General features: G+C 59.7%; 11 protein-coding genes, 1 pseudogene and 1 riboswitch. Of the genes and pseudogenes, 9 read left to right on the top strand and 3 right to left on the bottom strand.

Features of this window, described 5'->3' with window-relative positions; genetic code table 11:
• The first annotated feature begins 81 nt into the window (after positions 1 to 81).
• From QSK43_RS12545 to QSK43_RS12520, 6 genes and pseudogenes are all read left to right on the top strand, one after another.
• On the top strand, positions 82 to 819 hold the full coding sequence (locus QSK43_RS12545; RefSeq protein WP_332303705.1) for a LuxR family transcriptional regulator: 738 nt from the start codon (positions 82 to 84) through the stop codon (positions 817 to 819).
• Positions 820 to 924: 105 nt separating this feature from the next.
• Entirely contained in the window at positions 925 to 4,386 is a 3,462-nt protein-coding gene (gene pyc / locus QSK43_RS12540; protein WP_332303704.1) for a pyruvate carboxylase, read from the top strand.
• Positions 4,387 to 4,571: 185 nt separating this feature from the next.
• Positions 4,572 to 5,371 (top strand): annotated as a pseudogene (locus QSK43_RS12535) (DeoR/GlpR family DNA-binding transcription regulator).
• Positions 5,372 to 5,383: 12 nt separating this feature from the next.
• The gene (locus QSK43_RS12530) at positions 5,384 to 6,574 is read left to right on the top strand and encodes an MFS transporter (protein WP_332303702.1); all 1,191 of its coding nucleotides are present in this window, start codon (positions 5,384 to 5,386) and stop codon (positions 6,572 to 6,574) included.
• Between the two features lie 120 nt (positions 6,575 to 6,694).
• The gene (gene ispG, locus QSK43_RS12525; RefSeq protein WP_332303701.1) at positions 6,695 to 7,945 is read left to right on the top strand and encodes a flavodoxin-dependent (E)-4-hydroxy-3-methylbut-2-enyl-diphosphate synthase; all 1,251 of its coding nucleotides are present in this window, start codon (positions 6,695 to 6,697) and stop codon (positions 7,943 to 7,945) included.
• 66 nt (positions 7,946 to 8,011) lie between these two features.
• Positions 8,012 to 8,674 (top strand): OmpA family protein, encoded by a 663-nt coding sequence (locus QSK43_RS12520; RefSeq protein WP_332303700.1) that lies wholly within the window; start codon positions 8,012 to 8,014, stop codon positions 8,672 to 8,674.
• 33 nt (positions 8,675 to 8,707) lie between these two features.
• Here the strand turns inward: QSK43_RS12520 and QSK43_RS12515 are convergent, their stop codons facing one another.
• Positions 8,708 to 9,622 carry a polyprenyl synthetase family protein gene (locus tag QSK43_RS12515; RefSeq protein ID WP_332303699.1) on the bottom strand — a complete coding sequence of 305 codons (915 nt, stop codon included), beginning with the start codon at positions 9,620 to 9,622 and terminating at the stop codon, positions 8,708 to 8,710.
• A 135-nt stretch (positions 9,623 to 9,757) separates the two neighbouring features.
• Here QSK43_RS12515 and mtgA point away from each other — a divergent pair, with 135 nt between their 5' ends.
• On the top strand, positions 9,758 to 10,504 hold the full coding sequence (mtgA, locus tag QSK43_RS12510; RefSeq protein ID WP_332303698.1) for a monofunctional biosynthetic peptidoglycan transglycosylase: 747 nt from the start codon (positions 9,758 to 9,760) through the stop codon (positions 10,502 to 10,504).
• Positions 10,505 to 10,519: 15 nt separating this feature from the next.
• Here mtgA and QSK43_RS12505 read toward each other — a convergent pair whose 3' ends face one another.
• Complete coding sequence (locus QSK43_RS12505; protein WP_332303697.1) at positions 10,520 to 11,539, bottom strand: aldose epimerase family protein; 1,020 nt, start codon at positions 11,537 to 11,539, stop codon at positions 10,520 to 10,522.
• Between the two features lie 75 nt (positions 11,540 to 11,614).
• Positions 11,615 to 12,541 (bottom strand): homoserine O-acetyltransferase MetA, encoded by a 927-nt coding sequence (gene metA, locus QSK43_RS12500; RefSeq protein WP_332303696.1) that lies wholly within the window; start codon positions 12,539 to 12,541, stop codon positions 11,615 to 11,617.
• Between the two features lie 83 nt (positions 12,542 to 12,624).
• Positions 12,625 to 12,701: riboswitch (SAM riboswitch) on the bottom strand.
• 90 nt (positions 12,702 to 12,791) lie between these two features.
• Between metA and QSK43_RS12495 the strand changes: the two genes are divergently transcribed.
• Both QSK43_RS12495 and QSK43_RS12490 read left to right on the top strand, forming a co-directional pair.
• A complete protein-coding gene (locus QSK43_RS12495) occupies positions 12,792 to 13,445 on the top strand; it encodes a thiamine diphosphokinase (RefSeq protein WP_332303695.1) in 654 nt (217 codons plus the stop codon).
• Positions 13,446 to 13,449: 4 nt separating this feature from the next.
• Positions 13,450 to 15,276 carry an ABC-F family ATP-binding cassette domain-containing protein gene (locus QSK43_RS12490; protein WP_332303694.1) on the top strand — a complete coding sequence of 609 codons (1,827 nt, stop codon included), beginning with the start codon at positions 13,450 to 13,452 and terminating at the stop codon, positions 15,274 to 15,276.
• Positions 15,277 to 15,290: the final 14 nt, after the last annotated feature.

Below are 15,290 nucleotides of genomic sequence, written 5' to 3'. Positions count from 1 at the left end.
GCGCCCGGGTAACATGACGTCCTCGCGGGACCACGTCCTTCATGTCATCCCTTTCAAGCCAAGCTCCGGGCATATGTCTTTATGCATGATATTCTTCACTTCATCTCTGCGTGCTACCAGGCGGGAAATGCCGACCGTGTTCGCTCCGAATTTGCAGCGCTCATTCGCGAATACGGTTTTGAATATTTCCTCGTCAGCCGGCGGATGACCGGGGAGCTTGCCTCCACCGGCCAGATTCTCGCACAACATCTCCCGGAAGGCTGGATAGAGGTCTATAGGGCTAAAAAATACAATCTTGTCGATCCCGTCCGCAAGGTGATCGGCATGGTGCACAAGCCGTTTCGGTGGAAAGAGGCGCTCGAGGGCCTGCCTCGCGCGATGCACCGGAAAAGGGCGAACGTCTTTTTTCACGATGCCGGCCGTTACGGCCTTCAGGGCGGTTATGCCTTTCCCGTGCATGGACGTGCGGGATTTATCGGCGCGGTTTTCATCGGCGGTCAGGATCGGCAATTGCCCTCGTTGCAGGTTGAGCTGCTCGATGCGGCGACGCGCGCGGTGTTCTGGCGCCTGCTCGACCTCTCGGGTCAACCCCACAACCTCAGCAATGTGCCGAATGTTTCCGCCCTGGAGCTTACAAGGCGGGAAATGGAGGTTTTGACGTTGATGGCTGATGGCATGACCTCGACGGAAATTGGACGTCAACTATCGATCTCCAACCACACGGTCGATTGGTACATCAATGGAATCCAGCGACGGTTCAGCGCCAAGAACCGCCAGCATACTGTCGCGCTCGCCTTTCGCAACGGCTTGCTGAGCTAGCGCAAACAGGACAGTTCCCGCCGGAATTGCCCTTCCCAAGGCCGGGTTTTACTGCTTAATTCCGCAGTGCAGCAGAAATTGTGTTTGGCGTGTGGGGAGACCGTCTTGAAAATATCGAAAATACTTGTTGCCAACCGCTCCGAAATAGCGATCCGAGTGTTCCGGGCAGCCAATGAGCTGGGAATAAAAACCGTCGCGATTTGGGCGGAAGAGGACAAGCTGTCTTTGCACCGCTTCAAGGCGGACGAAAGTTATCAGGTCGGCAGGGGTCCGCATCTCGCCAAGGATATGGGACCGATCGAGAGTTATCTTTCGATCGAGGAGGTTATCCGGGTGGCCAGGCTTTCGGGAGCGGACGCGATCCATCCCGGCTATGGCCTCTTGTCCGAAAGCCCTGAATTCGTAGAGGCCTGCAACAAGGCGGGCATCACTTTCATCGGACCGACGGCCGATACGATGCGCCAGCTCGGCAACAAGGTCGCCGCCCGCAATCTGGCGATCTCGGTCAATGTTCCGGTGGTGCCGGCGACCGATCCGCTGCCGGACGATATCGCGCAGGTCGAGCGCATGGCGGAAGAGATCGGTTATCCGGTGATGCTGAAGGCCTCCTGGGGCGGCGGCGGTCGCGGCATGCGCGCCATCCGCAAAAAGGAAGATCTGGCGCGTGAGGTGACAGAGGCCAAGCGCGAGGCGAAGGCCGCTTTCGGCAAGGACGAGGTCTATCTCGAAAAGCTGCTCGAGCGCGCCCGCCACGTCGAGAGCCAGGTTCTTGGTGATACACACGGCAATGTCGTGCATCTGTTCGAGCGCGATTGTTCGATCCAGCGCCGCAATCAAAAGGTGGTCGAGCGTGCACCGGCACCTTATCTGTCGGAAGCGCAGCGGCAGGAACTGGCGGCCTATTCGCTACGGATCGCTGCCGCGACCAATTACATCGGCGCTGGTACCGTCGAATATCTGATGGATGCTGATACCGGCAAATTCTACTTCATCGAGGTCAATCCGCGCATTCAGGTGGAGCATACCGTCACCGAGGTCGTGACCGGCATCGATATCGTCAAGGCGCAAATCCATATTCTGGAAGGGGCTGCTATCGGCACGGCGGAATCCGGTGTGCCGCGCCAAGAGGATATCCGCCTCAACGGCCATGCGCTGCAGTGCCGCATCACCACGGAAGACCCGGAACACAACTTCATTCCCGACTACGGCCGGATAACGGCTTACCGCTCGGCTTCAGGTTTCGGTATTCGTCTCGATGGCGGCACGTCCTACTCGGGAGCGATCATCACCCGGTATTACGATCCGCTGCTCGTCAAGGTAACGGCCTGGGCGCCGCTGCCGGATGAAGCGATTGCCCGCATGGACCGTGCGCTGCGCGAATTCCGTATTCGCGGTGTCGCCACCAACCTGACCTTCCTCGAAGCCATCATCGGGCATTCGAGTTTCCGCAACAACACCTACACGACCCGCTTCATCGATTCGACGCCGGAATTGTTCGCGCAGGTCAAACGGCAGGACCGGGCCACAAAGCTGCTCACCTATCTCGCCGATGTGACGGTGAACGGCCACCCGGAGACCAAAGGCCGCGTGAAGCCGCCGGCAAATGCCGCAAAGCCGGTGGTTCCTTATATCGACGCGCCGACACCTGATGGTACCAAGCAATTGCTCGACAGGCTGGGGCCGAAGGGCTTTTCCGACTGGATGCGCAACGAAAAGCGGGTGCTGGTGACCGATACGACGATGCGCGATGGCCATCAGTCGCTGCTGGCCACGCGCATGCGCACCCACGACATTGCCGGGGTGGCGAGCGTTTACGCCAAGGCATTGCCGCAGCTTCTTTCGTTGGAATGCTGGGGCGGCGCTACCTTCGACGTGTCCATGCGCTTCCTGACGGAAGACCCGTGGGAGCGCTTAGCGCAGATCCGCGAAGGCGCGCCGAACCTGCTTCTGCAAATGCTTCTGCGCGGTGCGAACGGCGTCGGTTACAAGAACTATCCCGACAATGTCGTGAAATATTTCGTCCGTCAGGCCGCAAGGGGCGGCATCGATCTGTTCCGTGTGTTCGACTGCCTCAACTGGGTGGAGAATATGCGGGTCTCGATGGATGCGATCGCCGAGGAGAACAAGCTCTGCGAAGCGGCCATCTGCTACACGGGCGATATCCTCAATTCGGCCCGTCCGAAATACGATCTGAAATACTACACCAACCTCGCCGCCGAGCTGGAACGTGCGGGCGCCAATATCATCGCCGTCAAGGACATGGCGGGGCTTCTGAAGCCTGCCGCCGCCAAGGTGCTGTTCAAGGCGCTGCGGGAGGCGACCAGCCTGCCGATCCATTTCCACAACCATGACACATCCGGCATTGCGGCTGCGACCGTGCTTGCCGCCGTCGATGCGGGCGTGGATGCGGTGGATGCTGCGATGGACGCGCTTTCGGGCAATACGTCCCAGCCCTGCCTCGGCTCCATCGTCGAGGCGCTGGCCGGATCGGAACGCGATACCGGTCTCAATACCGAATGGATCCGTCGCATCTCCTTCTACTGGGAGGCGGCACGCAACCAGTATGCGGCCTTCGAAAGCGATCTCAAGGGACCGGCTTCGGAAGTCTATCTGCATGAAATGCCCGGCGGTCAGTTCACCAACCTCAAGGAACAGGCCCGTTCGCTCGGTCTTGAGAGCCGCTGGCACGAGGTGGCGCAGGCTTATGCCGATGCCAACCGGATGTTCGGCGATATCGTCAAGGTTACGCCGTCCTCCAAGGTCGTCGGCGACATGGCGCTGATGATGGTCAGCCAGGATCTGACTGTTGCCGATGTCGAAAACCCTGATCGTGAAGTGTCTTTCCCGGACTCGGTGGTTTCGATGTTGAAGGGCGATCTTGGACAGTCGCCCGGCGGCTGGCCCGAAGCCCTGCAGAAAAAAGCGCTGAAGGGGGAGGCGCCCTACACCGTGCGTCCCGGTTCGCTGCTGCCGGATGCCGATCTCGGTGCGGAAAGAAAGGCGATCGAAACCAAGCTCGAGCGCTCCGTGAACGACTTCGAATTCGCATCCTATCTGATGTATCCGAAGGTGTTCACCGATTTCGCGCTCACCGCCGAGACCTATGGTCCGGTCTCAGTCCTGCCCACCCATGCCTATTTCTACGGCATGGAGGATGGCGAGGAGCTGTTTGCCGATATCGAACGCGGCAAGACGCTGGTCATCGTCAATCAGGCCTCATCCGGTACTGACGATAAGGGCATGGTGACGGTGTTCTTCGAGATCAACGGCCAGCCGCGCCGCATCAAGGTGCCGGATCGCGCCCATGGTGCCTCCGGCTCTGCGGTGCGTCGCAAGGCGGAACTCGGCAACGGCACACATATTGGTGCGCCGATGCCGGGTGTCATCAGCCGCGTCTTCATCAATCAGGGCCAGGAGGTCAAGGCCGGCGACGTGCTCTTGTCCATCGAGGCCATGAAGATGGAAACCGCGCTTCATGCGGAGCGCGATGGCAAGGTTGCCGAAGTGCTGGTCAAGCCCGGTGACCAGATCGACGCGAAGGATCTGCTGATCGCCTACGCCGAATAAAAAGGTGTACTGGATCTTTTGATACGAGTTCAGACGCCCGCCTTTTTGGCGGGCGTTGCCATTGATGGCGGACGACTATAACCCTTGACAATGCCCGCCCTTGGCGGGCTTTTTTTGTTGTGCCTCTCCTAAAACTCACGTATGCATGTTCGTGCACGTTTATTCCTGTTTATGCATGGACCCCGATGAACGACCATTTTGTCAGCGAGCGGCAAGCGCTCATCCTTGCGCAATTGCGGCAGAGCGGCCGGGTGCTCGCGCAGGATCTCGCGCAGAACTTCGGAGTTTCTGAAGACACTGTCCGCCGGGATCTGCGGGAAATGGCGGCGCGTGGGGAATGCCTGCGGGTTTATGGCGGGGCGTTGCTTTCCGGCAGCAAAACGGTGCCACTGAAGACGCGGATTGCCGAGGATGCCGACCGCAAGGCCTCGCTGGCGCGCGCGGCCGTTCCGCTGCTGGAGCCGGGCATGGTCGTTTTCATCGATGCCGGCTCCACCAATCTTGCCATTGCAAGGGCGATCCCTGCCGGTCTCAGATTGACGGTGGTGACGAATACGCCTGCCATCGCCGCAGAACTGACGGGGCGGGCCGATATCGATCTGGTGCTGATCGGCGGCAAGGTCGATCCGGCTGTCGGCGCGGCAATCGACGCCATGGCGTTGCGGCAACTCGAATTGATGCGGCCTGATCTCTGTATTCTCGGTGTTTGCGGCGTCGCCGCCGATACAGGCCTGTCGGCGGACGTTTTCGAGGATGCGGTGTTCAAGCGGCTTGCCTGCAGCGCCAGCCAGCGGATCGTTGCCGCCATCACCACGGAAAAGCTGGGTCATAAGGCGGCTTTTCACGTGCATGATTTTTCGCCACCCCTTTTCCTGGTGCTGGAACAGGATGCCGACCGCGCATTGGTCGAAGCGCTGTCGGCAAAAGGCGTGCATGTTCAGTGCGGCGAAGATGACGCTGCTCAATTTTCCACGGTCAAGTCTGAAGGATATTACCGATGAACGGCCCCACGACATTTTCGCCGACGGTCAAGCGCTCGTCCTATCTGACGCGGCACAGGCTTGGCGTGTCCCTGCTGTTTTTGATGAACGGTTTCATGATGGGATCGTGGGCTCCCAAAATCCCGGAATTTGCGGCGCGCTTATCCCTCAGTGAAAGTGCGCTCGGCCTGATCATTCTGGTTTTCGGCATCGGTTCTCTGGTTTTCATGCCCATCGCCGGTTCCCAGATCGCCCGTTTCGGATCGCGCACGGTTAGCCTGGTGACTGCGGCGATCTTTTTGCCGACACTGCTTTTCATCTCCTGGGCCGGAACGATCTGGGCGGGAGTGATCGCGGTTTTCCTGTTCGGCGGACTGACGGGGGCAATGGATGTCGCCATGAACGCCAATGCGGTGGCGGTGGAGCGTGACATGCGCCGCGCCATCATGTCGTCGTGCCATGCCTTCTGGAGCCTCGGCGGCCTGATCGGCGCCGGTCTTGGCGGTTATCTCATCACGGCAATCGGCGTGCAGGGGCATGCTATCGCGCTGACGGTCATAGCGCTGGTGTTGCTGGTCATTGCCTGGCCGCGCGTTCTTGCGGATCGGCCGCATGCCGAGGAGCAACGCCCGAAGGGCGGCCTGCCGCTGACGCCCCTGCCGTGGATTATCGGCCTGATGGCGCTGTTTTCGATGATTCCGGAAGGTGCGATCCTCGATTGGGGTGCTCTTTATCTACGCAATGAACTCGGCGCTTCGGTCTCGCAGTCCGGTTTCGCCTTCGCGGCCTTTTCCATGACCATGGCGGCCATGCGTTTTGCCGGCGATCTGGTGCGTGATCGGTTCGGCGCGGTCAATACGCTGCGATTCTGCTCGGTCATGTCGATTGTGGGTCTTCTGATTGCCGGGCTTGCGGGAAATTCCACCGTCGTGATTATCGGTTTCGCGATTGCCGGCATCGGTATTTCCAACATGGTGCCGATTGCCTTTTCGGCGGCAGGCAATATGCCCGGACTGGCGCCCGGCATCGGCCTGTCGGTCGTCACTACCATGGGCTATTCCGGCATTTTGGTGGCGCCCTCGGCCATCGGCTTCATTGCCGAACATACCGGCCTTGCCAGCGTCTTTGTCGCTTTGCCGTTGCTGCATGTGGTGGTTTTGCTGCTTTCGCGGCTCGCCCGGCATGCGGATGGTGCGGGCAAGGAATAGGCGTCTCGAATTTTGCCATGATTGCGGTAAAGTAGAAGCTCTTATGCGTTGGGTGTTGACAAGCAGGCCCCCTTGTTTCACCTCAATTACCAGACCTTGCCGCAAGCTCCAGAGACCGCCATGACGTCACACGCCGATTATGATCCAAAGCCCCGCCGCGCATCCGTCGCCGTCGACGTGGGCGGCGTCATCGTGGGTGGCGGCGCGCCTGTCGTCGTGCAATCGATGACCAATACCGACACGGCGGATATTGACGCCACCGTTCAGCAGGTGGCGGCCCTCTTCCAGGCCGGTTCGGAAATCGTGCGCATTACCGTCGACCGCGACGAGAGCGCTGCCGCCGTGCCGAAAATCCGCGAGCGGCTGCTGCGCCTTGGCATGGATGTGCCGCTGATCGGCGATTTCCACTATATCGGCCACAAGCTTCTGGCCGATCATCCGGCCTGTGCCGAGGCGCTGGCGAAATACCGCATCAATCCGGGCAATGTCGGCTTCAAGGACAAGAAGGACAAGCAGTTCGGCGAGATCGTTGAAATGGCGATCCGTTATGACAAGCCGGTTCGCATCGGCGTCAACTGGGGGTCGCTCGATCAGGAATTGCTGACGACGCTGATGGACAAGAATAAGGAGCAGGGTTTTCCGCTCTCCGCCCGCCAAGTCACCCGCGAGGCCATCGTCCAGTCGGCACTGATTTCCGCCGAGCTTGCCGAAGAGATCGGCCTGCCGCGCAACCGCATCATCCTGTCTGCCAAGGTCAGCCAGGTGCAGGACCTGATCGCGGTTTATTCGATGCTGTCGGAACGCTCCAACCACGCATTGCATCTTGGTCTTACCGAGGCCGGCATGGGTTCCAAGGGCATCGTCGCATCATCTGCCGCCATGGGCTACGTGTTGCAGCACGGCATCGGCGACACGATCCGCGTGTCGCTGACACCGGAGCCGAACGGAGACCGCACCCGCGAGGTGCAGGTGGCGCAGGAATTGCTGCAGGTCATGGGTTTTCGCCAGTTCATTCCGGTCGTTGCGGCATGTCCCGGCTGCGGACGCACCACGTCCACCGTTTTTCAGGAACTTGCCCAGAACATCCAGAACGACATTCGCAAGAACATGCCGCTCTGGCGTGAAAAATATCCCGGCGTCGAGGCGCTCAATGTTGCCGTCATGGGCTGCATCGTGAATGGCCCCGGCGAAAGCAAACATGCCGATATCGGCATTTCGCTGCCTGGCACCGGCGAAAGCCCAGCCGCACCGATCTTCATCGATGGAGAGAAGGCGCTTACCCTGCGTGGTCCCAACATCGCCGCCGATTTTGAAGCGCTTGTGATCGATTACATCGAAAAGCGTTTTGGCCGGAAAGACGCGGCGGAGTAAAAACTACCGTGAAAATGCCGGAATTCCACTGTCATACCGCCTGAACCTTTCGGAGCACCAAAACACATGATCAAAAAAATCGCGATCGTTGCCCTTTGCGGGACCTATCTTTCCGCCTGCACCACGACCGATCCCTATACGGGTGAGCAGAAGATGTCGAACACGGCCGGTGGCGCTGGTATCGGCGCTGTCGTCGGCGCCCTCGGTGGTCTGGCTGTCGGCGGCTCGCCGGTCGGTCGCCGCAACGCCGCGCTCATCGGTGCCGGCGTTGGTGCGCTCGCCGGTGGCGCCATCGGCAACTATATGGATGGCCAGGAGTCCGAGCTTCGCGCCCAGCTTCAGGGAACCGGCGTTTCCGTCAGCCGCCGTGGCGATAGCATCGTTCTCAACATGCCATCGAACATCACCTTCGCGACGGATCAGGATCAGGTTATTCCGCCGTTCTATCAGACGCTTGATTCCGTCGGCATCGTGCTGAACAAGTTCAACCGCACGCTGATCGACATCAATGGCCATACCGATTCCACCGGCAGCCAGCAGCATAACCAGGCGCTTTCCGAGCGTCGTGCGGCGTCTGTTGCAAACTATCTCGGCGCACGCGGCGTCGATCAGCGCCGTATTTCGACGCTCGGCTTCGGTGCCTCGCAGCCGATCGCCTCGAATGGCTCATCTGATGGCCGTGCGCAGAACCGCCGTGTTGAAGTGTTGATTTCGCCGCTCAAGGGCTGATCAGGCTGAAAAACGATGAGCCGGGAAACCGGCTCAGCTTTTCCGTTCGGCGATAAATCTTGCGGCCGCGATCAGTATCGCGGCCTTTTCGCCATAGGGGGTCAGAAGTTCGGTGGCTTCCGTCACCTGCTCCTGAAGCTTGCCGCGTGCCCAGCCTTCGCCGCGCAACGCCACCAGCGTTCCCTTGCCGCGTGCGGCATCCTTGCCGGTCGCCTTGCCCATGGTGGCGGCGTCGGCCGTCAGGTCCAGAAGATCGTCGGCAAGCTGGAAGGCGAGGCCGATCTTTTCACCGAAGAGACGAAGTCTTTGCCGTTCGGAAACGTCGCTGCCGGCGATGATCGCACCCGCCTCGCAGGCGAAACGCAGCAGAGCGCCGGTTTTCATAGCCTGCAATGTAACAATGCCGGTCTCATCCGGCGTCTTCTTTTCCGCAGCGAGATCGAGCGCCTGCCCGCCCGCCATGCCGCCAATGCCCGCCGCGCGGGCAAGCGCCAGCACGAGTGCGGCCTTGCGATCTACCGGGAGCGGATTTTCATCCGATGCGATGATATCGAACGCGAGCGTCAGCAGGCTATCACCGGCGAGAATGGCGGTTGCTTCATCAAATTTGCGGTGTACCGTCGGCTGGCCACGGCGCAGGTCGTCGTCGTCCATCGCCGGCAGATCGTCGTGCACCAGCGAATAACAATGAAGGCATTCCAGCGCAGCGCCGACATAATGGGCGGCTTCGGCGTCTCCGCCCAGAAGGGCGGCACTTTCGATGACAAGGAACGGACGCAGGCGTTTGCCGCCGTTCAGCACACCATGGCGCATGGCGTCGAGCAGGTTTTGCGGACGCGTGATCTCGTCCACACGCGCTTCTGCGGACAGCAGGCGGGCAAGCAGGGATTCGGTCTTTGCCGCGTTGTCGCGCAGCCTCGTTTCGAAATTCGTCATCTGAGCGTCCATGCCGCGCTCTTTGGCATGCCGCACGAATGCAGGCAACCTTTTCGTGATTCCCAGGTGCAACTGCTTGACCGGACTCGCCTTGAAGGCGGCAATGGAATATGAAAGGCTTCGATTGGTGCGGGGCTTTGACGAATATTGAGCAGTACGCCTGAAAGCGACGCAGATTACGCCGTGCTGGCGGAAGACCGGAGCAGTCCGAAGGTGGATTTTCGCACGTTGGCAAAGCGTATCATCATGACCTTGCTGGCATTGCTGATCCTGCCCTATCTGCTGATCCCGGTTTATGCGTTGCCATTTTTTCGGCCTGTCTCGACGCTGATGCTTGCCGATCTGGTGACCTTGCAGGGCTATGACCGCCGCTGGGTGCCGCTCGAGGATATTTCTCCGCGCCTTGTGCAATCCGTGATGATGTCCGAAGACGGGCAATTCTGTTTCCATGGCGGCGTCGACTGGAACCAGATGCAGTCCGTCGTCAGCAATGCGCTGGAGGGGGCCTCCACCCGTGGCGCTAGCACCATACCGATGCAGACGGCCAAGAATCTGTTTTTATGGAATGGCCGCTCGTTCTTGCGCAAGGGGCTGGAGTTGCCGCTGGCGGTCGCGGCGGATTTCATCTGGTCCAAGAAGCGGATGATGGAGATTTATCTCAACGTTGCCGAATGGGGACCGGGCATTTACGGCATCGAAGCCGCCGCGCAGCACCACTTCAAGGTGCCGGCTGCAAAACTCAGTTCCCGTCAGGCGGCGCTGCTTGCCGTTTCCCTGCCCAATCCCATTGACCGTGTCGCCAGCAAGCCGGGACGCGGTCTCCAACGTCTCGCTGGTCTTATCGAACGGCGTGCACGCGCCTCCGGCGGCTATGTCGGCTGCGTGCTTGACTGATATCTGCCTACGGCCTCAGCCTTTTTTGAAAATATAGTCGGTTTCCTGACGCAGGGTCTCGCCGGGACGCAGGATCGCATATGGGAAATCGGGGTGATTGACGGCGTCCGGCCATATCTGCGTTTCCAGACAAAAACCGGCGAACGGGCCATAGTGGCGGCCATCGAGGCCCGGAACGGGAACGTCCAGCTTGAAGGCCGAGTAGAGCTGCACGCCGGGCTCTGTCGTGTGAACCTCAAGGGCGATACCGGAGGCTGGTGAATAGGCGCGGGCGACCTTGCGTTTTGCCCGGCGCTCGGGCGAAAGGCAGAAATTATGGTCGTATAGAACCTGCTCGCCATCCTCTTCCCGCCGCATCGGCGTCGGCTGGCGCAAATCGAAGACGGTGCCTTCGACGGAACGAATTTCGCCTGTCGGTATCTGTCTGTCGTTGGTCGGAAGGTAAAAGTCAGCGGCGATGCTGATCTCATGTCCAAGGGCGGTATCTGCGCCGTCGAGATTGAAATAGGAGTGCTGGCAGACATTGGCGATGGTCGGTTGGTCGGTCACCGTTTCATAGACCACCGAAAGCACGCCGCCGTCGAGGATCGTATAGGTGGCGGTAACCGTGCAATTGCCGGGGTAACCGGCGCGGCCGTCGGGATCGATGATCTGCAGGACCGCATGGCTTTCGCCATGTTCCATCAGCATCCAGTTGCGTTTGCCCATGCCGTCGCTGCCGCCGTGTAGGTGGGTGACGCCTTTTTCGTTCAGTTCCAGCTGATATTCGTGTCCGTCGATCGAGAACCTGCCGTCACCGATGCGGTTGGCATTGCGGCCGGGGGTGGCGCCGAAATAGGAGGAGTATTTGTAGTCCTCGAATTTATCGAAACCGAGAACGAGCGGCGGCTGGTGGCCCTCAAGGCGCAGATCCTGAATGACCGCGCCCCAGGTGATGACCTTGGCCGTCAGCCCGCCTTTCGAGATGGTGACGCGCTCGACCTTTTCTCCGGTCGCCGTGAAACCGAAATTCTCCCGTGCCGCCGCATCGCTCATTCCATCATTCTCCCGATTTTCGTGAATTGCCGGGCGGACGTTGCGTCATTTTCCGGCAATTCGCAATCCCGCAATTTAAGCGGCCAGTTCGCCGATGGCTTGGGGATCATAGGGTGTCGTCTGGTATATCTCGTTGATCCAGTTACCGAAAAACAAATGGGCATGGCTGCGCCAGCGGTTGAGTGGCGCCAGTTCCGGGTCATTATGTGGAAAATAATCATGCGGCAGCTTGATTGGAACGCCGGCGTTCACGTCGCGGAAATATTCATCCGAAAGTGAGGTCGAATCATATTCGACATGGTTGAACATATAGAGCCGGTTGCCCTTTTTCTCATGCGCCAGACACACGCCCATTTCCTCGGATTCCATCAGGATTTCCAGCTCGGGGTGTTTTTCGATGTCGGCGCGGCGCACTTCCGTCCAGCGCGAGACCGGAACCTGAAAATCGTCCGAAAAACCGCTGAGATAGATCGAGGAGGGGCAGAGATTGCGGTGGCGATAGACCCCGAAAGCCTTTTCCTTCAACTCGTATTTCGGCACGCCGTGAAAATGGTAGATGGCGGCCATCGCGCCCCAGCAGACGTTCAGCGTCGAATGGACATTGGTTTGCGTCCAGTCGAAAATCTTTTGCATCTCGGGCCAATAGGTGACGTCTTCATAGTCCAGCATTTCGATGGGCGCGCCGGTGATGATGAAACCGTCGAACTTGCGGTGGCGTACTTCTTCCCAGGTCTCGTAAAAGGATAGAAGGTGTTCTTCCGGCGTATTCTTGGCGCGGTGTCCGCCGATGCGGATCAGCGAAAATTCCACCTGCAGCGGCGATGCACCGACGAGGCGCGCCATCTGTACTTCCGTCTTGATCTTGTTCGGCATGAGATTGAGAAGCCCGATCTGGAGCGGGCGGATATCCTGCCGGATGGCCGCCGTTTCGGTCATGACCCGCACGCCCTCATGAATGAGGGTTTCGTAAGCGGGAAGCGTATCGGGAATCTTGATCGGCATGTCGAACTCTCTTTTCGGATGACGTAAAGAACGTTGCGAAAACAAAAAAACCGGCAGCGAAATCGCAGCCGGTCCCAGGAAATTGCCTTTTTTCCTCGACCCTTTAGCGACTTCTTTAAAGTGGCTGCAAGCCGGTCGGCAAATCACCACTGAGGCGTTTCATAATCCCGAAGCCGAGGAAAATCAATATCGGCTGATTTCATCGGGTTTCTGCCTTTCCATTTTTGGCTGAGGTGCGATAAGGCAGGGCATGGATAAAGAACGCTTCACCATTCTGCTTGGCGGCGATGTCACCGTTACCGATCGCCTGAAAGCGGCGGTTGCGGGTAGCCGCGTGATCGCGGCCGATGGCGGCATGCGCCATGCGGCACCGCTTGGCCTTACGCCGGAGCTTTGGGTGGGGGATTTCGATTCCACCAGTAAAGACCTGCTGGATGCCTGGCCCGATGTGGAGCGGCAGCCTTACCCGGCCGCAAAGGCCGTGACCGATGGCGAGATCGCAGTGTCGGAGGCTCTTGCCCGTGGCGCACGTTCGCTGGTGCTTGCCGGTGCGCTCGGTGGAGCGAGAAGCGACCATGCGCTGCAACACCTTCTTTATGCGGTGGCGCTTGCCGAACGCGGTCTGGAGGTTACGCTGACCTCCGGCGAAGAGGAGGCCCGTCCGCTGCTCACCGGTTCGCTTGATCTCGATCTGCCGGCCGGTTCGCTGTTTTCGGTTGCCGGGTTTACCGACCTTGCGGGGCTCGATATCGGCAATGTGCGCTATCCCCTCAGTGATTTCGCGCTTGCTTTCGGTTCGTCCCGCACTATTTCCAATGTCGCGAATGGCGGCCTTGTGCATTTCTCGCTGAAAAGCGGCAAAGCCATCGTGCTCGCCCGCCCTTATGATCTGACCGGAGCCTGACGCCTTGGCACCCCCAATTTTGAAACTCGATGACATCAAGCTGACCTTCGGCGTGACCCCGCTGCTCGACGGCGCCAATCTTCAGGTGGAACCGGGCGACCGTATCTGCCTCGTCGGGCGCAACGGCTCGGGCAAGTCGACCCTGATGAAGATCGCCGCCGGTCTGGTAGAGGCGCAGTCGGGTGAGGTTTTCCGTCACCCTTCCGCCACCATCCGTTACCTGGAACAGGCGCCGGATTTCGCCGATTACGACACGGTGCAGGCCTATGCAGAAGCGGGGCTCGGGCCTGGCGACGATGCCTATCGTGTTACCTATCTTCTCGAGCATCTCGGTTTGACGGGGCAGGAGCATCCGGACAGTCTTTCCGGCGGTGAAGCGCGGCGTGCGGCCCTTGCCCGCGTCATGGCGCCCGAACCCGATATTCTGATGCTGGACGAGCCGACCAACCATCTGGACCTGCCCACCATCGAATGGCTTGAAGGCGAGTTGCAGCAGACGCGCAGCGCGCTGGTGCTGATTTCGCATGACCGGCGTTTTCTGGAGAAGGTCTCGACCTCGACCGTGTGGCTGGATCGCGGCCAGTCCCGCCGTCTCAACCGCGGTTTTGCGCATTTCGAGGAATGGCGCGACAAGGTGCTGGAAGAGGAAGAGCTGGAGCAGCATAAGCTCGGCAAGGCCATCGAGCGCGAAGAACACTGGATGCGTTACGGCGTGACCGCGAGACGCAAGCGCAACATGCGCCGCGTGGGCGAGCTTCAGGCGATGCGCGCGGATTATCGCGGCCACAAAGGACCGCAGGGCAGCGTGCAGGCGACGGCTGCGGAGGTGCGGGAATCCGGCAAGCTGGTCATCGAGGCAGACGCCATCACCAAGTCTTACGGCGAGCGCGTGATCATCGCACCGTTTTCGCTGCGGGTGCATCGCGGCGATTGCATCGGTCTTGTCGGGCCGAATGGTGCCGGCAAGACCACGCTTTTGAAGATGCTGACCGGCCAGCTTCAGCCCGATAGCGGCACGGTGAAGCTCGGCACCAATCTGGAGATCGCGACGCTTGACCAGAAGCGTGAGGATCTCAATCCAAACGATACGCTCGCTCATTATCTGACCGACGGGCGGGGCGACAATCTGCTGGTCAATGGCGAGCTGAAACATGTGACGGGTTACATGAAGGACTTCCTGTTCCAGCCGGAACAGGCCCGCACGCCAATCCGCAACCTCTCCGGTGGAGAGCGTGCCCGTCTTATTCTGGCGCGTATTCTGGCAAGGCCGACCAACCTTTTGATCCTCGACGAGCCGACCAACGATCTCGACATCGAAACGCTCGATCTTTTGCAGGAAATCGTCGCGGGTTTTTCCGGCACGGTCATCCTCGTCAGCCACGACCGCGATTTTCTCGACCGTACCGTCACCTCCACCATCGCGCCTACCAATCCGGACCAACCAGACGGACGCTGGATCGAATATGCCGGCGGTTATTCGGATATGATGGCGCAGCGCAAGGGTGCTGCGGAAGAGAAACGCAAAGCCGAGAAGCAGGAAAAGGCAAAGGCCGCACCTTCGGCTTCCGCGTCGCAGGACCCTTCAAAGGCCAAGGGCAAGCTTTCCTTCAAGCAGAAATTCGCGCTCGAAAATCTTCCGAAGGAGATGGAAAAGACGCAAGGCGAGATCGCCAAGCGTGAGGAGCGCATGGCCGATCCCAATCTGTTCACCAGAGATCCGGCTACCTTCAACATGCTGGCGAAGGAAATGACGAAGCTGCGCGAAAAGCTCGAGACCATGGAAGAAGAATGGCTGGAGCTGGAGATGCTGCGCGAGGAAATTGAAGGCTGACGGCGGTTGCGATT

Source organism: Rhizobium sp. GR12 (genome assembly GCF_036596185.1).
Lineage (GTDB): Bacteria > Pseudomonadota > Alphaproteobacteria > Rhizobiales > Rhizobiaceae > Agrobacterium > Agrobacterium nepotum.
The sequence above is the reverse complement of the archived record's forward strand: the minus strand, read 5'-3'. Positions and strand labels throughout refer to the sequence as shown.